At 70.5% G+C, this 15,626-nt stretch carries 18 protein-coding genes; 13 read left to right on the top strand and 5 right to left on the bottom strand.

Features of this window, described 5'->3' with window-relative positions:
* Positions 1-83 precede the first annotated feature (83 nt).
* The 5 genes from BST11_RS01270 (at position 84) to deoC (ending at position 2,839) form a co-directional block, all read left to right on the top strand.
* Complete coding sequence (locus tag BST11_RS01270) at positions 84-503, top strand: helix-turn-helix domain-containing protein (RefSeq protein ID WP_067324555.1); 420 nt, start codon at positions 84-86, stop codon at positions 501-503.
* Positions 504-725: 222 nt separating this feature from the next.
* Complete coding sequence (hbhA, locus tag BST11_RS01265) at positions 726-1,316, top strand: heparin-binding hemagglutinin HbhA (RefSeq protein ID WP_083136239.1); 591 nt, start codon at positions 726-728, stop codon at positions 1,314-1,316.
* Positions 1,317-1,411: 95 nt separating this feature from the next.
* The gene (locus tag BST11_RS01260; RefSeq protein ID WP_067324613.1) at positions 1,412-1,675 is read left to right on the top strand and encodes a DUF2516 family protein; all 264 of its coding nucleotides are present in this window, start codon (positions 1,412-1,414) and stop codon (positions 1,673-1,675) included.
* A gap of 4 nt (positions 1,676-1,679) precedes the next feature.
* On the top strand, positions 1,680-2,129 hold the full coding sequence (locus BST11_RS01255) for a DUF2599 domain-containing protein (RefSeq protein WP_083136197.1): 450 nt from the start codon (positions 1,680-1,682) through the stop codon (positions 2,127-2,129).
* Positions 2,129-2,839, top strand: coding sequence for a deoxyribose-phosphate aldolase (deoC, locus tag BST11_RS01250; RefSeq protein ID WP_083136196.1), 711 nt, complete (start codon positions 2,129-2,131; stop codon positions 2,837-2,839). Before BST11_RS01255 ends, deoC begins: the two co-directional genes overlap by 1 nt.
* Here the strand turns inward: deoC and BST11_RS01245 are convergent.
* Genes BST11_RS01245 through BST11_RS01235 form a run of 3 tightly spaced genes read right to left on the bottom strand, consistent with a single transcriptional unit; the run spans position 2,836 to position 5,310 of the window.
* Positions 2,836-3,942 (bottom strand): LmeA family phospholipid-binding protein, encoded by a 1,107-nt coding sequence (locus BST11_RS01245; RefSeq protein WP_211284591.1) that lies wholly within the window; start codon positions 3,940-3,942, stop codon positions 2,836-2,838. The two genes, deoC and BST11_RS01245, sit on opposite strands and share 4 nt — an antisense overlap.
* A complete protein-coding gene (locus BST11_RS01240; protein ID WP_083136195.1) occupies positions 3,939-4,775 on the bottom strand; it encodes a carbon-nitrogen hydrolase family protein in 837 nt (278 codons plus the stop codon). Before BST11_RS01240 ends, BST11_RS01245 begins: the two co-directional genes overlap by 4 nt.
* Positions 4,776-4,785: 10 nt before the next feature.
* Positions 4,786-5,310 carry a DUF2505 domain-containing protein gene (locus BST11_RS01235; RefSeq protein ID WP_083136194.1) on the bottom strand — a complete coding sequence of 175 codons (525 nt, stop codon included), beginning with the start codon at positions 5,308-5,310 and terminating at the stop codon, positions 4,786-4,788.
* A 40-nt stretch (positions 5,311-5,350) separates the two neighbouring features.
* On the opposite strand from BST11_RS01235, the gene BST11_RS01230 reads away from it, so the two are divergent.
* On the top strand, positions 5,351-6,457 hold the full coding sequence (locus BST11_RS01230) for a UDP-N-acetylmuramate dehydrogenase (RefSeq protein WP_083136193.1): 1,107 nt from the start codon (positions 5,351-5,353) through the stop codon (positions 6,455-6,457).
* An 80-nt stretch (positions 6,458-6,537) separates the two neighbouring features.
* Positions 6,538-7,866, top strand: a complete 1,329-nt coding sequence (locus BST11_RS01225) for a L,D-transpeptidase (RefSeq protein WP_083136192.1) — start codon at positions 6,538-6,540, stop codon at positions 7,864-7,866.
* Here BST11_RS01225 and BST11_RS01220 read toward each other — a convergent pair.
* Positions 7,850-8,599 carry an SDR family oxidoreductase gene (locus BST11_RS01220; protein ID WP_083136191.1) on the bottom strand — a complete coding sequence of 250 codons (750 nt, stop codon included), beginning with the start codon at positions 8,597-8,599 and terminating at the stop codon, positions 7,850-7,852. The two genes, BST11_RS01225 and BST11_RS01220, sit on opposite strands and share 17 nt — an antisense overlap.
* A gap of 233 nt (positions 8,600-8,832) precedes the next feature.
* On the opposite strand from BST11_RS01220, the gene BST11_RS01210 reads away from it, so the two are divergent.
* The 6 genes from BST11_RS01210 to regX all read left to right on the top strand — a co-directional run bounded on the left by BST11_RS01210 (position 8,833) and on the right by regX (position 15,140).
* The gene (locus BST11_RS01210) at positions 8,833-10,086 is read left to right on the top strand and encodes an ROK family transcriptional regulator (protein WP_083136190.1); all 1,254 of its coding nucleotides are present in this window, start codon (positions 8,833-8,835) and stop codon (positions 10,084-10,086) included.
* A 52-nt stretch (positions 10,087-10,138) separates the two neighbouring features.
* A complete protein-coding gene (gene mshA / locus BST11_RS01205) occupies positions 10,139-11,494 on the top strand; it encodes a D-inositol-3-phosphate glycosyltransferase (RefSeq protein WP_083136189.1) in 1,356 nt (451 codons plus the stop codon).
* The gene (locus tag BST11_RS01200; protein ID WP_211284589.1) at positions 11,491-12,012 is read left to right on the top strand and encodes a type III secretion system chaperone family protein; all 522 of its coding nucleotides are present in this window, start codon (positions 11,491-11,493) and stop codon (positions 12,010-12,012) included. Before mshA ends, BST11_RS01200 begins: the two co-directional genes overlap by 4 nt.
* A gap of 306 nt (positions 12,013-12,318) precedes the next feature.
* Complete coding sequence (locus BST11_RS01190; RefSeq protein WP_083136187.1) at positions 12,319-13,068, top strand: phosphoglyceromutase; 750 nt, start codon at positions 12,319-12,321, stop codon at positions 13,066-13,068.
* A 121-nt stretch (positions 13,069-13,189) separates the two neighbouring features.
* Positions 13,190-14,407 (top strand): sensor histidine kinase, encoded by a 1,218-nt coding sequence (locus tag BST11_RS01185; RefSeq protein ID WP_142276146.1) that lies wholly within the window; start codon positions 13,190-13,192, stop codon positions 14,405-14,407.
* 49 nt (positions 14,408-14,456) lie between these two features.
* Entirely contained in the window at positions 14,457-15,140 is a 684-nt protein-coding gene (regX, locus tag BST11_RS01180; protein ID WP_067324607.1) for a two-component sensory transduction protein RegX, read from the top strand.
* Here regX and BST11_RS01175 read toward each other — a convergent pair.
* Positions 15,137-15,610: an NUDIX hydrolase gene (locus BST11_RS01175; protein ID WP_083136186.1), complete on the bottom strand. Its 474-nt coding sequence runs from the start codon at positions 15,608-15,610 to the stop codon at positions 15,137-15,139. The two genes, regX and BST11_RS01175, sit on opposite strands and share 4 nt — an antisense overlap.
* Positions 15,611-15,626: the final 16 nt, after the last annotated feature.

Genomic DNA, 15,626 nt, shown 5'->3' with positions numbered 1-15,626 from the left:
CTAACAAGTGCTTGCAATAGCAAGCACTTCCCCGTACCCTTGGCGGCGTAAAGATTGACGACGCCCGAGCCCAGGAGTACGCGATGCCATCGGAGGAAACGCTCTCCGCCAAGGTGTCCACCGCGGCCTCCGACATGGCCTCCGACATCGGCAGCTTCATCCGCGACCTGCGCGAGAACGCGCAAGTCTCGGTGCGACAGCTCGCCGAGCGGTCGGGTGTCAGCAATCCTTACCTGAGCCAGGTCGAACGGGGATTGCGCAAGCCGTCCGCCGACGTCCTGAGCCAGATCGCCAAGGCGCTGCGGGTTTCCGCCGAGGTGCTCTACGTGCGGGCCGGGATGCTCGAGCCCAGCGACAAGAGTCAGGTGCGCGACGCCATCATCGCCGACACGGCGATTACCGAGCGCCAAAAGCAGGTCCTGCTGGAGATCTACGCATCGTTTGCCCAGCAGAACGAAGCGAATGTTGAGGAGTGTCCGAGCGAATCAGACAGCGACGAATGATTCGCGATCGCGCAGTGCTAGGTGACGCATAGATGCCCGGCCGACTGGCTACCCAGAAGAACGGGTCTCACGTCAGGGCTTAGTGCCTAGCTGCGATGCGAACTCGACAGCCGACCCGATCACCACGCGGGTCCTGACTACTCCCCGGAGGAGCCGCCGCTTGCCCATTACCCGAGATCGAAGGCACTAACCCCGATAACAGAAACCATGAAAGGAAACACCATGGCCGAAAACCCGAACATCGACGACTTGCGGGCCCCGCTGCTGGCGGCGCTCGGCGCGGCCGACCTGGCCCTGGCCACCGTCAACGACCTGATCGCCAACCTGCGTGACCGGGCCGGAGAGACCCGCACCGAAACCCGCAGCCGTGTCGAGGAGCGGCGCGCACGCTTGTCCAAGCTTCAGGACGACCTGCCCGAGCAGCTCACCGAGCTGCGCGAGCGGTTCACCTCGGACGAGCTGCGCAAGGCCGCCGAGGGGTACCTCGAAGCGGCGACCAGCCGGTACAACGAGCTGGTAGAGCGGGGCGAGGCCGCCCTCGAGCGGCTGCGTAGCCAGCGGCCGTTCGAGGACGCGTCGGCGCGCGCCGAGGGCTACGTCGACCAGGCGGTCGAGCTGACCCAGGAGGCGCTCGGCACGGTGGCGTCGCAGACCCGCGCGGTCGGTGAGCGGGCGGCCAAGCTGGTCGGCATCGAGCTGCCCAAGAAGGCCCCCGCCAAGAAGGCGCCCGCCAAGAAGGCCCCGGCCAAGAAGGCCCCGGCCAAGAAGGCGCCGGCCAAGAAGGCCGCCGCCAAGAAGGTCACCCAAAAGTAGTCGGCACGGCTATGTCACTCGGCTCCGAGTCGCCCCACGGCGGCTCGGAGTCGACGTTTGGGACGCTCGCCGCATACGCTTGACGCGTGACCGCCGTGAATACCGTCCTGTTTGTCCTCAGCGTCGCCGTCTTTGCGACAGTCGTCTACGCATTCGTGCACGCGGCGCTGCAACGGTCCGACGCCTACACCGCGGCCGACAAGCTGACCAAGCCGGTGTGGCTGGTGATCCTGGGCGTGTGCGGCGTCGTGAGCTGGTGGCTCGGCGTGCTGGGCATGGCGATCGCGGCGGGTGCCGCCGGCATCTATCTCGTCGACGTGCGGCCCAAATTGCTGGAAATTCAAGGCAAGTCGCGCTAGCGGGATGAAAGCCCCGCTCGTCGCGCCGGCGGCGGTGGTCGCGGTTTCCGGGGTGCTGCTGAGTTGGTCGCCGCAGGCCCCCGCCGCGTCGGCCGATCCGGGCGCGGCGCAACCGGCCCTGGCACCCGGCCCCCAGCCGCCCTTCGTCGACCACACCCAGTGGGCGCGCTGGCAGGGCCTGCCGAGCCTGCGGGTCTTTCCCACCCCCTCCGGGCGGACGGCCGCCCGGCAGACCGGCACGGCGGCCGACGAGGCGTGGGCCGAGGTGCTGGCGCTCGCGCCGGACGCGGACACCCCCGGCATGCGCGCGCAGTTCGTCTGCCACTGGCAGTTCGCGGAGCTGGCGCAGCCGGGCAAGGCCAGCTGGAACCTGGAGCCCTGGCGCCCGGTGGTCGACGACGCCGAGATGTTCGCCACCGGCTGCAATCCCGGCGGTCCCGAAGAAGCGTTCTAATGGCGGGCCGACCCACCCGGGCCCAGCTGGCGGCTCGGATCGACCACACGCTGCTCAAACCCGAGGCCACCCCCGACGACGTGGTCGCGCTGGTCGCCGAGGCGGCCGAACTGGGGGTATACGCGGTCTGCGTCTCGCCGTCGATGGTGCCGGTCGCGGCGGCGGCGGCCGGGGGAGTGCGGGTCGCGGCGGTGGCGGGGTTCCCGTCGGGCAAGCACGTGCCGGCGGTCAAGGCGCACGAGGCCGAGCAGGCCGTGGCGGCCGGCGCCGCCGAGATCGACATGGTGATCGACGTCGGCGCCGCGCTGGCCGGGGACTTCGTCGCCGTGCGATCCGACATCGAGGCGGTGCGCGCCGCCGTGCCCGGAGCCATTCTCAAGGTGATCGTGGAGTCCGCCGTGCTGCTGATGAGGCCGGACGGGCGCACGCTGGCCGACGCCTGCCGGGCCGCGGAGGACGCCGGCGCCGACTTCGTGAAGACCTCGACCGGGTTTCACCCCGCGGGCGGGGCGTCGGTGCGCGCGGTCGAATTGATGGCCGCGGCCGTCGGGGGGCGGCTGGGCGTCAAGGCCAGCGGCGGCATCCGCTCGGCCACCGACGCGCTGGGGATGCTGGACGCCGGTGCGACCCGGTTGGGCCTGTCCGGCACGCGCGCCGTGCTCGACGGGCTCGGCCCGGAACACGCGAGCCGCCGGCCTTCAGCCCACTAGAGGTTCGCGAAGCAGGGGTTGTTGGTCTTGTCGTTGGGGATGGTGGCGTTCTGCGTCGAAAAGTGGCTTGTGACACCGGTATCGGTGACCTGCACGCTGTCGGCGTGGATGCCCAGCGGGTAGTTCTTGGTCAGGTTCGACGTGTAGTCGTTCAGCGTCGACTGCACGGACTCCTTGGGCATGGTGAAGCCGAGCGCGTTGAAGCTGACGATCTGCAGCTCGAGCCCCTTGCCGGAGACCACCGGCTTGGCGGTGATGTTGTCCAGCATGCCCTTCAACTCGATGGTGCCGTCGGCCGGATGCGCGGTCACGCTGTTGGTGACGAACGGACCGAGAACCGGGATCGCGTTTTGCACCGACTCCTTGATGCCGTCGCTGCTCCAGGTGATGGTGGCGTCCAGTGAGCCGATGGTGCCCTTCGAATTGGCCGTCGACTGCAGCCGAACGTCGCGGATGTTGAGGCTGAGCTTCATGCCCTTGGCGTCGCGGATCTGGTTGCCGGCCGTCTGCACCGAGATGTTGGTGTAGTGCTTGGTCATCTGCTGCCACAGCATCAGCGGCGTCACGCCGAACGACGCGGTCGCTTGATCCTTCACCTCGCACGCCACCGCTTCGGCGACCTTGCTGTCCGCCACGTGGCGGACGTACAGCTCGGCCCCGATCAGGCCCGCGATGATGAGGGCGAAGACGATGATGCAGACGAGCAGGATGGACAGCGGGTCGCGCAGGAAGCGTCGTTTTCTTTTCACCGGTGCCGGTTCTTCTTTCGGAGCCCCCAGCCGTTCCGTCGCGCCCGTGGGCGGGGTCGACGACGGCGGGTAGCCGGGCCGGACACCCGCGTTGGGCGCGCCCAGCTGCTCGGTCCGCTCGGCTTGTTGGCCGGGCGGCGGACCGGGCTGCTGGCCGGGCTGCTGGACGGGCGCGGTCGGCGGCGGCGCCTGGCCCGGGCCGGGCGGCGGCGGGACGTGGCCCGGGCCGCCGGTGCTGATCCGCTCGGTGGGCCGCTGGGTGGGGGGCTGGCCGAAGGGGCCCTGGTTGCCGGGACGAGCCCACGTCGATGGGCCCTCGTTCGGTGGTCCCTGCGGGCCTGGTGGGTTCGTCACTTCACCGATTGTGCCCTATCCGGCTGAGCAAAGTCTGAGCGGTTTCGCAGCACCGCGATGCTCTCGCGGGCCGCGCTCACCCGGTCGACGTCGATGTCGGCGACCACCAGCTGAGGGTCGGCGCCGGCCGAGGCGAGCACGTCGCCGAACGGCGAGACCACCAGGCTGCCGCCCACGCCCAGCGGCGCTCCCGAGCCCGACGCGGCCGCGGCGTCGCCGGGATCGGCCTGACCGACCGCGGCCACGTAGCTCGTCGAATCCAGCGCCCGGGCCCGGGCCAGCAGCGTCCACTGCTCGAGCTTGCCGGGACCGGAGCCCCAGGACGCGCAGACGACGATCAGCTGGGCGCCACGGAGGGCCAACTCGGTGTAGAGCGCGGGGAAGCGCACGTCGTAGCAGACGCTCAGGCCGACCCCCACCCCGTCGACCTCGACGACCACCGGCTCGTGGCCGGGCGCGACCGTGCGCGACTCGGTGAAGCCGAACGCGTCGTACAGGTGGATTTTGTCGTAGTGCGCGTCCGGCCGGTTGGGTGCGCCCGGACCGGCGGCGATCAGCGTGTTGGTCACCCGCCCGTCGCCGGCCGGGCTGAACATGCCGGCGATCACGGTGATCCCGGTGTCGGTCGCGACAGCGCGCACGCCGTTGGCCCAGGGCCCGTCGATCGGCTCGGCCACGGGCGCCAGCGGGACGCCGAACCGGCACATGGTCGCCTCCGGGAAGACCACCAGCTTGGCGCCCGCCTCGGCGGCCCGGCCGGCGTACTCGCGCACTTGGTGCAGGTTGGCGGCCGGATCGCTGCCGCTGAGGATCTGCGCCAACGCGATTCGCATGGACGCCAGCCTAGGCGCGGGCCGCGATCCAGTCCGCGGTCAGGCGCTGCTCCCGGCTCACCAGCTCGGCCAACTGGGCGCCGATGAGTCTTTCCACCTTGCCGCCGATGAGCGGGACCCGGACCTGAACCGTGACCCGGAACTGGACCCGGGCGCCGCCGGACTCGGCGATCGGCAGCAGGTCGGCGGTGCCCGACACCGCCACCGGAGTGCCCTCGATCGAGCCCGCGATGGACGCCGTCGCGGCGCCGTCGGTGATCGGCCCCCAGGTCTCCTTGCGCCGGACGCACAGGTCGCCCCGGTGCAGCTGCTTGACGACGGCGTGCAGGTTGTGGCTGCGCACCACCTGCAGCGTGACGACCTCGACCGTGCCGTCGTTGCCGGGCCCGCCCCCGACCCGCATCGACTCCAGCCTCGCCTCGTCGACGGGAATGTCGGCCAGCCGGGCCTTCCAGTACCCCTCCTCCCGGAACGCCCGATGGATCTCCTCGACGCTGTTCTCGTAGTCGGCCGACAAGTCGAATGAGCGCGGCATAGGGTGCCAGGCTACCGTTACGCCCCATGAAAAGGGGCTCATGAGACAGGGCGCCGATTCGCTCTTCGCCGGTGCGCACGTCGCCGAGGACGTGCCGCTGGCGCCGCTGACGACCCTGCGGATCGGGCCGGTCGCGCGGCGCCTGATCACGTGCAGCACCACCGAGCAGGCGGTCGCAGTGTTGGGGCAGCTGGACGCCGACGCGACGGCCGGCCCGGCGCTGGTGTTTGCCGGCGGCTCGAACCTGGTGATCGGTGACGCCCTGACCGACCTGACCGCGGTGCGGCTGGCCAACGACCGCGTCAGCATCGAGGGCGACGTCGTCCGCGCCGAGGCGGGCGCGGTGTGGGACGACGTGGTGGTCAAAACCATCGAGCACGGCCTGGGCGGGCTGGAATGCCTGTCCGGTATCCCCGGGTCGGCCGGGGCCACCCCGGTGCAGAACGTCGGGGCCTACGGGGCGGAAGTGTCCGACACCATCACGCGGGTGCGGGTGCTGGATCGCGCCAGCGGCGCGGTGCGCTGGGTGCCCGGGGACGAGCTGGGCTTCGGCTACCGCACCAGCGTGTTCAAGCGGTCCGGCCAGTCGGGGCCCGAAATCCCCTCCGTGGTACTGGAAGTCGAGTTCGCGCTCGACGCCTCGGGCCGCAGCGCGCCGCTGCGCTACGGCGAGCTGACCGCCACGCTCGGCGCGAACACCGGGGAGCGCGCCGACCCGGTGGCCGTTCGCGAGGCGGTCCTGACGCTGCGGGCGCGCAAGGGCATGGTCCTCGACGCCGCCGACCACGACACCTGGAGCGTGGGCTCGTTTTTCACCAACCCCGTGGTCGCGCCGGAGGTCTACCAGGGGCTGGCCGCGACGGTCGACGGCCCGGTTCCGCACTACCCGGCGCCCGGCGGCGTCAAGCTGGCCGCGGGCTGGCTGGTGGAGCGGGCGGGTTTCGGCAAGGGCTACCCGGAACCGGGGCCCGACGGCCGCGAGGCGCCGTGCCGGCTGTCGACCAAGCACTCGCTGGCCCTGACCAACCGCGGCGGCGCCACCGCCGAAGACGTCATCGCGCTGGCCCGAACCGTCCGGGACGGGGTCCGTGATGTGTTTGGCATCACACTGCAGCCGGAGCCCGTCCTGCTCGGTTGCAGGCTGTAGCGGTTAATCCCGAGTTTGCGTCCCGACCTCGAATTGTCGTGGCGCCGTAGGGGTCTTTTCTCCCGGTATCTTTATGTGTCGTGAGCACTCCCGATTCCCCGCCGCCGATCAATCGGCGCCTGGCCTTGACGGCCCTGGGGCTCGGCGTGCTCGCGCCCAGCGTGCTGGCGGCGTGCGCCGGGCCGACGGCCAAGCAGGCCGAGAAGAAGGAGACGCCCGCCCCGCGGCTGAAGTTCGAGCCCGCCCTGGATACCGCCGCCGCCACCGACGTGGTCCCCATCGCGCCGATCAGCGTCCAGGTGACCGACGGCTGGTTTCAAAAGGTGGCGCTGACGAACTCGTCGGGCAAGGCGGTTGCCGGATCCTTCAACCCCGACCGCACCGTCTACACGACCACCGAACCGCTCGGCTACGACGCGACGTACACCTGGAGCGGTTCGGCCGTCGGCCATGACGGCAAGGCGATCCCGGTGGCCGGCAAGTTCACCACCGTGTCGCCGACCAAGAAGATCGGCGGGGGCTTCCAGTTGGCCGACGGCCAGACCGTCGGGGTCGCCGCGCCGATCATCATCCAGTTCGACGCGCCGATCAGCGACAAGGCCGCCGTCGAGAAGGCGCTCACGGTCACCACCGACCCGCCCGTGGAGGGCAGCTGGGCGTGGCTGCCCGACGAGGCCCAGGGCGCGCGCGTGCACTGGCGCCCCCGCGAGTACTACCCGGCCGGCACCACCGTCAACGTCGACGCCAAGCTGTACGGGCGGCCCTTCGGTGACGGCGCGTACGGCGCCGAGGACATCTCCCTGCACTTCCAGATCGGGCGGCGCCAGGTGGTCAAGGCCGAGGTGTCCTCGCACCGCATCCAGGTCGTCACCGACGCCGGCGTCATCATGGACTTCCCGTGCAGCTACGGCGAGGCAGACAAGGCCCGCAACGTGACCCGCAACGGCATCCACGTGGTCACCGAGAAGTACTCCGACTTCTACATGTCCAACCCGGCCGCCGGATACAGCAACATCCACGAGCGCTGGGCGGTGCGGATCTCCAACAACGGCGAGTTCATCCACGCCAACCCCGCCAGCTCGGGCGCGCAGGGCAACACCAACGTCACCAACGGCTGCATCAACCTGTCCACCTCCGACGCCGAGGAGTACTACCGGACCGCGATCTACGGCGACCCGGTCGAGGTGACCGGCAGCTCGATCCAGCTGTCCTATTCCGACGGCGACATCTGGGACTGGGCCGTGGACTGGGACACCTGGGTGGCCATGTCGGCGCTGCCGCCGCCGACGGCGCACCCGCCCGCGTCGCAGATCCCCGTGACCGCCCCGGTCACCCCGACCGACGCCCCGACGCTGTCGGGCACCCCCACCACGACGACACCCAGCGCCCGGCCTACGCCCGGCGGTTGAAGCGCGACGCGGTCGCTTGGTCGCGCGGCCGCATGACGATCATGTCGAGGTTGACGTGGGACGGGCGCGAGGCCACGAACCCGATCACCTCGGCGACGTCGGCCGCCGTCAGGGGGGTTATCCCGGTGTAGACGGCGTCCGCGCGCCGTTGGTCGCCGTCGAAGCGCACCAGCGAGAACTCCGTTTCGACCGCGCCGGGCGCAATCTCGGTGAGCCGCACCGGTTTTCCCAGTAGCTCGCCGCGCAGCGTGCGGTGCAGCGCGCCCTGGGCGTGTTTGGCCGCGGTGTAGCCGGCGCCGCCGTCGTAGGTCTCCATCGCCGCCACCGAGGTGACCGTGACGATCAGGCCGTCGCCGGAGTCGATCAGCCCGGGCAGCAGCGCGCGGGTGACCCGCAGCGTGCCCAGCACGTTGGTCTCCCACATCCAGCGCCAGTGCTCGAGGTCGGCGTCGGCCACGGATTCCAGCCCGCGGGCGCCGCCGGCGTTGTTCACGAGCACGTCGACCCGGCCCAATCCGTCCGCCAGCGCCCGCACCGCGCGGTCGTCTGTGACGTCGGCCACAATGGCGCGGCCGCCGATCTCGTCGGCCAGAGAGTTGATGCGGTCGGCCCGGCGTGCCACGGCAACCACTTGAAACCCCTGTGCCGCTAGAGTTTTGGCGGTCGCCTCGCCGATGCCCGAACTGGCGCCGGTCACCACCGCTACCCGCTGAGGCCCCCCAAGCGCGTTCATCGGACCAACTCTAGTGAACGTGTTAAATTCTCGGGGTGCACCACAGCGCCCTGTTCAACAACACCGCCGCGTGTCTTTGCGCGGCGAGTGCGTGTTGTTGCCGCGCACTTTGCCGCTCCTGACTTTCAGGTGTGGCCAAGACCGGCCATCAGGAAATCGGACAAAGGACGCCCGTGCGCTCGACTACTCTCACCCATACCCACCATTCCCCCGGCCGTAAAGGCGGTGTGCGGATGCATCGTCAGATCCAGCCGCCCGCGCTGCACATCGCCGACTCGGCGGCGGCATCCGTGTTCCGGGCCGTTCGATTACGCGGCCCGGTCGGCCGCGACGTCATCGCCGCCGTCACGTCGCTGAGCATCGCCACGGTCAACCGCCAGGTCATCGCGCTGCTCGACGCCGGCCTGCTGCGGGAGCGCGCCGACCTGGCCGTTTCCGGCGCCATCGGCCGCCCGCGGGTGCCGGTGGAGATCAACCACGAACCGTTCGTGACGCTGGGCATCCACGTCGGCGCGCGCACGACCAGCATCGTGGCCACCGACCTGTTCGGCAGGACGCTGGACACCGTCGAGACACCGACGCCGCTGTCCCCCGCCGGGCCCGCGCTGGCGTCGCTGGCCGACAGTGCCGTCCGGTACCTGAGGCGCTGGCATCGGCGGCGGCCGCTGTGGGTCGGGGTGGCCATCGGTGGCACCGTCGACAGCGCCACCGGCCTCGTCGACCACCCGCGGCTGGGCTGGCGGCAGGCGCCGGTCGGGCCCGTGCTGGCCGACGCGCTGGGCCTGCCGCTGTCGGTGGCCTCCCACGTCGACGCGATGGCCGGCGCCGAGCTGCTGCTCGGCCTGCGGCGGTTCGCACCGAGTTCGCCGACGAGCCTGTACGTCTACGCCCGCGAGACCGTGGGCTACGCGTTGGTGATCGGCGGCCGGGTGCACTGCCCGGCCAGCGGCCCGGGCACCATCGCCGCGCTGCCCGTCCACTCCGAGCTGCTCGGCGGCACCGGGCAGCTGGAGTCCACCGTCAGCGACGAGGCGGTGCTGGCCGCCGCGCGCCGGCTGAAGATCCTTCCCGGCCTGCCGCCCGGGGCCCGCGGCCTGGGGTCCGCCACCGCGATGAGCGACCTGCTGCGGGTGGCCCGGACCGGCAATCAGCAGGCCAGGGACCTGCTGGCGGAGCGGGCCCGCGTGCTCGGCGAGGCCATCGCGCTGCTGCGCGACATGCTCAACCCGGATGAGCTCGTGGTCGGTGGCCAGGCGTTCACGGAATACCCCGAGGCGATGGAGCACGTGGAGGCGGCGTTCGCCGCGCGCTCGCTGCTCGCGCCGCGCGACATCCGCGTCGCCGCGTTCGGCAACCGGGTGCAGGAGGCCGGGGCGGGGGCGGTGTCGCTGGGCGGCTTGTACGCCGACCCGCTGGGCGCCATGCGGCGCGCGGGGGCGCTGGAGTCGCGACTCAGGGACGTCGCGGTCGACGAGCCCACCGCGTAGCGCGACCGGCGCGCTTGAGCCCGGCCGCGGCGCGTCCTGTAAAGATGGGAGCGTGCGCGACGACGACGTCTCCGGGGCCTCGCGGCTGAACGAGCCGCGCCGGGTTGCGGTGCTGGCGGTGCACACCTCGCCGCTGGCCCAGCCGGGCACCGGCGACGCCGGCGGGATGAACGTCTACGTGCTGCAGACCGCGCTGCACCTGGCCCGGCGCGGCATCGAGGTGGAGATCTTCACCCGGGCCACCGCGTCGGCCGATCCGCCGGTCGCCCGCGTGGCGCCGGGCGTGCTGGTCCGCAACGTAGTGGCGGGGCCGTTCGAGGGCCTGGACAAATACGACCTGCCGACCCAGCTGTGCGCGTTCGCGGCCGGGGTGCTGCGCGCGGAGGCGTCCCACGAACCGGGCCACTACGACATCGTGCATTCCCACTACTGGCTGTCGGGACAGGTCGGCTGGCTGGCCCGTGACCGCTGGGCGGTGCCGCTGGTGCACACGGCCCACACGCTGGCCGCGGTGAAAAACGCGGCGCTGGCCGACGGGGACTCACCCGAGCCGCCGCTGCGCACGGTGGGCGAGCAGCAGGTCGTCGACGAGGCGGACCGGCTGATCGTCAACACCGACGACGAGGCGAACCAATTGATCTCGATCCACCGCGCCGACCCGGCACGCATCGACGTCGTGCACCCCGGGGTGGACCTGGACGCGTTCCGCCCCGGTGACCGGCGCGCGGCCCGCGCCGCGCTCGGGCTCGCGATCGACGACCACGAAGACATGGTGGCGTTCGTCGGGCGGATCCAGCCGCTGAAGGCCCCCGACATCGTGCTGCGCGCCGCGGCGAAACTGCCCGGGCTGCGCATCGTGGTGGCCGGCGGTCCGTCGGGCAGCGGCCTGGCCTCCCCGGACGGGTTGGTCCGGCTGGCCGACGAACTCGGCATCACCGACCGGGTGACGTTCCTGCCGCCGCAGTCCCGCGAGGATCTCGCCACCCTGTTCCGGGCGGCCAATCTCGTTGCGGTGCCGAGCTATTCGGAGTCGTTCGGACTGGTCGCCCTCGAGGCGCAGGCGTGTGGCACCCCGGTGGTGGCCGCCGCGGTCGGCGGGCTGCCGGTGGCGGTGGCCGACGGGATTTCCGGCACGCTGGTGGCCGGGCACGACGTCGGCGACTGGGCCGACGCCCTGGACGGGTTGCTGCGCCTGCCCGCGCCGCGAGCCGCCGCGATGAGCCGCGCGGCCGCGGCGCACGCCGCCACCTTCTCCTGGGACAACACCACCGATGCCCTGCTGGCCAGCTACCGCCGCGCGATCGGCGACTTCACCGCCCGGCGCCAGCGCCGGGGCGCGGTGAAGCTGGACCGGGCTTCGATGCGCAAGCCCCGCCTGTGGACCACGCGGCGCGGGGTGGGCGCGTGACCGTCACGGGGGCGGACGTGCGCTCGGTGATCGAGCGCACGCTGCAGTCCAGCGGGCTGACCTACTCCGAATTCCCCGGGGCGCACGGCGGGCTGCCCGGGCTGGTGGTGGAGCTGCCCGGCGAGCGCAAGCTCAAGACCAACACCATCCTGAGCATCGGCGAGCATTCGGTGCGCGTCGAGGCGTTCGTGTGCCGCAAGCCCGACGAAAACCACGAGGGCGTCTACCGGTTTCTGCTGCGGCGCAACCGCCGCCTCTACGGGGTCGCGTACACGCTGGACAACGTCGGCGACATCTACCTGGTGGGCCGCATGTCGCTGGCGTCGGTGGACGCCGACGAGGTCGACCGGGTGCTCGGCCAGGTGCTCGAGGCCGTCGATTCGGACTTTAATACGTTGCTGGAGTTGGGTTTTCGGTCGTCGATCCAAAAAGAGTGGGAGTGGCGGGTGTCGCGCGGTGAGTCGCTGAAGAACCTGCAGGCCTTCGCGCACCTGATCGACGAAGACGACGACGATTAGCGCGAAGCGCTACGAGGAGAAGTCGAGCAGACGCCCAACGAAGACGACGACGATTAGCGCGAAGCGCTACGAGGAGAAGTCGAGCAGACGCCCAACGAAGACGACGACGATTAGCGTGAAGCGCTACGAGGAGAAGTCGAGCAGACGCCCGACGAAGACGACGACGATTAGCGCGAAGCGCTACGAGGAGAAGTCGAGCAGACGCCCAACGAAGACGACGACGATTAGCGCGAAGCGCTACGAGGAGAAGTCGAGCAGACGCCCAACGAAGACGACGACGATTAGCGTCGTGAGAGACTGACCGGCATGGGTGACACTGCGACGCTGGTACTGCTGCGTCACGGCGAGAGCGACTGGAATGCGCGCAACCTGTTCACGGGCTGGGTCGACGTCGGGCTGACGGAAAAGGGCCGCGCCGAGGCGATCCGCAGCGGCGAGTTGCTGGCCGAACATCACCTGCTGCCCGACGTGCTCTACACCTCGCTGCTGCGCCGGGCGATCACCACCGCACACCTGGCGCTCGACGCCGCCGATCGGCTGTGGATACCGGTGCGGCGCAGCTGGCGGCTCAACGAACGCCACTACGGTGCGCTGCAGGGGCTGAACAAGGCCGAGACCAAGGAGCGCTACGGCGAGGACCAATTCATGGCGTGGCGGCGCAGCTACGACACGCCGCCCCCGCCGATCGAGCGCGGCAGCGAATTCAGCCAGGACGCCGACCCCCGCTACGCCAACATCGGCGGCGGCCCGCTGACCGAGTGCCTCGCCGACGTGGTCGTGCGCTTCCTGCCGTATTTCACCGACGTCGTCGTCCCCGATCTGCGCACCGGCAAGACGGTGCTCATCGTCGCCCACGGCAATTCGCTGCGCGCCCTGGTCAAGCACCTGGACAACATGTCCGACGAGGACATCGTGGGGCTGAACATCCCGACCGGCATTCCGCTGCGCTACGACCTGGACGCCAGCATGCGGCCGGTGCAGCCCGGCGGCACCTACCTGGACCCGGAGGCGGCCGCGGCCGGCGCGGCCGCGGTTGCCGGCCAGGGGCGGGGCTGAGGGCCGGGTTGCTAAACACCGCGTGAACGGAAGCCGAACACCTGTGGGGCAAGGTGTGACTTGTCCGATTTCGGCCTCGCTGCGCTAGGGCGGCGTTCACCGGATTTGTAGAATTTGGGGCGTGACCGTGTTCTCGGCCCTGTTGCTGGCCGGGGTTTTGTCCGTGCTGGCGCTGGCTGTCGGCGTTGCGGCCGGGGTCCGGTGGGCGCCGCGGGCGGTCCAGCGCCGCCGGCAGCGTGCCACCGGATGGGCGGGCATCACCGTGGCGCAGATGCTGCAGCGCATCGTGGAGCAGATGCCGTTGGGCGCCGCGGTGGTGGACGCGCACCGCGACGTCGTCTACCTCAACCACCGGGCCACGGAATTGGGCCTGGTGCGCGAACGCCAACTCGACAACCAGGCCTGGCAGGCCGCACAGCAGGCGCTCACCGGTACCGACGTCGAGTTCGACCTGCGACCGCCGAAACGCGCGGGGGTCCGCGCCGGGCTTTCGGTGCGCGGGCACGCCCGGTTGCTGAGCGAGGAGGACCGCCGGTTCGCCGTGGTGTTCGTCTACGACCAGTCCGACTATGCCCGCATGGAAGCGACCCGGCGCGACTTCGTGGCCAACGTCAGCCACGAGCTCAAGACGCCGGTGGGCGCGATGGCGCTGCTGGCCGAGGCGCTGCTGGCTTCCGCCGACGACCCCGAAACCGTTCGCCGCTTCGCGGAGCGGGTGCTGGTCGAAGCGAACCGGCTGGGGGACATGATCGGCGAGCTCATCGAGCTGTCCCGGCTGGAGGGCGCCGAGCGGTTGCGCAACGTGACCGACGTCGATGTGGACACCGTTGTCTCCGAGGCGATTTCACGCCACAAGGTGGCCGCCGATACCGCCGACATCGAGATTCGCACCGATGCCCCCAGCGGCCTGCGGGTGCTGGGCGACGAGAGACTGCTGGTGACCGCGCTGGCCAACCTGGTGTCCAACGCGATCGCGTATTCGCCCCCGGGTTCACCGGTGTCGGTCAGCCGCCGCCGCCGCGGTGACAACGTCGAGATCGCCGTGACCGACCGCGGCATCGGGATCGCCCTGGAAGACCAGGCGCGCGTCTTCGAGCGGTTCTTCCGCGGGGACAAGGCGCGTTCGCGGGACACCGGCGGCAGCGGCCTGGGGCTTGCCATCGTCAAACACGTTGCGGCCAACCACAACGGCAGCATCGGCGTGTGGAGCAAGCCGGGAACCGGCTCGACCTTCACCCTGTCCATTCCGGCATATCAAGACGGCGAGAAAGCCGCCGAGCCCCGGGGCCGCGAGGTGCGGCCGAGGGGCTCACAACGAGAGGAAGAACTGAGCGCATGACCCGCGCGAACGACCATGCAGTGCGCAGCGATGAAGAGGAGTGGCGCGCATGACCAGTGTGCTGATCGTGGAGGACGAGGAGTCGCTGGCCGATCCGCTGGCGTTCCTGTTGCGCAAGGAGGGCTTTGAGGCCACCGTGATGACCGACGGGCCCGCGGCGCTGGCCGAGTTCGATCGCGTCGGTGCCGACATCGTGCTGCTGGACCTGATGCTGCCCGGGATGTCGGGCACCGACGTGTGCAAGCAGCTGCGCGCCCGTTCCAGCGTCCCGGTGATCATGGTGACCGCGCGCGACAGCGAGATCGACAAGGTTGTCGGCCTCGAGCTGGGCGCGGATGACTATGTGACGAAGCCGTATTCGGCGCGCGAGTTGATCGCGCGGATCCGCGCGGTGCTGCGCCGGGGCGGCGACGACGACGCCGAGGTCGGCGATGGTGTGCTGGAGTCCGGCCCGGTGCGGATGGATGTCGAGCGCCACATCGTCTCGGTCAATGGGGAAACGATCACCTTGCCGCTCAAGGAGTTCGACCTCCTCGAATACCTGATGCGCAACAGCGGGCGGGTGCTGACCCGCGGGCAGCTGATCGATCGGGTATGGGGGGCGGACTACGTCGGCGACACCAAGACGCTCGACGTCCACGTCAAGCGCCTGCGGTCCAAGATCGAGGCCGACCCGGCCAACCCGGTGCATCTGGTCACGGTGCGGGGCCTGGGGTACAAGCTCGAGGGCTAACCCTCGGCGTCGAAAAGCGTCCGGGCATCGTCGCTGGCGCTCAACGCGATACGCCGGCGCATGTTCTCCGTCATCGGCGGAAGGTCATCGAGGTCGAACCACGCCGCCTCGGTGCACTCGTCGTCGGCTGCGAACGGTTCGCCGGATAGCCACCGCATCCGGAAGACGTGATCGAGGTACTGGGCGCGATCCCCGTTGGCGTGTACGGCCGGCTGGGTGACATGCACCCACGCGAGCCTGGTGGCCCGGGCTTCGACCCCCGTTTCCTCGCGCACTTCGCGCGCGGCGCAATCGGCCGGGTTTTCGCCGGGTTCGACGATGCCCGTCACCGCCGTCCAGGCGCCGTTATCCGAGCGCTTGACGAGCAACGTTTTGCGGCCACGGATCGTGACGGCCGTGATTCCGGCCAACCACAGCGGCGCGCGGCCCACCGCGCGGCGAAGCTCGACGATGAAGTCGGGGATCGGCACGCACCGTTCTTAACAC

Source organism: Mycobacterium alsense, assembly GCF_002086635.1.
Lineage (GTDB): Bacteria > Actinomycetota > Actinomycetes > Mycobacteriales > Mycobacteriaceae > Mycobacterium > Mycobacterium alsense.
This window is presented reverse-complemented; position numbering and strand designations above follow the sequence as displayed.

Excerpts from the sequence above, each read along its gene's own strand:
- BST11_RS01270 (WP_067324555.1), top strand. The coding sequence starts at position 84 with ATGCCATCGGAGGAAACGCTCTCCGCCAAGGTGTCCACCGCGGCCTCC.
- hbhA (WP_083136239.1), top strand. The coding sequence starts at position 726 with ATGGCCGAAAACCCGAACATCGACGACTTGCGGGCCCCGCTGCTGGCG.
- BST11_RS01255 (WP_083136197.1), top strand. The coding sequence starts at position 1,680 with ATGAAAGCCCCGCTCGTCGCGCCGGCGGCGGTGGTCGCGGTTTCCGGG.
- deoC (WP_083136196.1), top strand. The coding sequence starts at position 2,129 with ATGGCGGGCCGACCCACCCGGGCCCAGCTGGCGGCTCGGATCGACCAC.
- BST11_RS01240 (WP_083136195.1), bottom strand. The coding sequence starts at position 4,775 with ATGCGAATCGCGTTGGCGCAGATCCTCAGCGGCAGCGATCCGGCCGCC.
- BST11_RS01235 (WP_083136194.1), bottom strand. The coding sequence starts at position 5,310 with ATGCCGCGCTCATTCGACTTGTCGGCCGACTACGAGAACAGCGTCGAG.
- BST11_RS01230 (WP_083136193.1), top strand. The coding sequence starts at position 5,351 with ATGAGACAGGGCGCCGATTCGCTCTTCGCCGGTGCGCACGTCGCCGAG.
- BST11_RS01220 (WP_083136191.1), bottom strand. The coding sequence starts at position 8,599 with ATGAACGCGCTTGGGGGGCCTCAGCGGGTAGCGGTGGTGACCGGCGCC.
- BST11_RS01210 (WP_083136190.1), top strand. The coding sequence starts at position 8,833 with ATGCATCGTCAGATCCAGCCGCCCGCGCTGCACATCGCCGACTCGGCG.
- BST11_RS01190 (WP_083136187.1), top strand. The coding sequence starts at position 12,319 with ATGGGTGACACTGCGACGCTGGTACTGCTGCGTCACGGCGAGAGCGAC.
- regX (WP_067324607.1), top strand. The coding sequence starts at position 14,457 with ATGACCAGTGTGCTGATCGTGGAGGACGAGGAGTCGCTGGCCGATCCG.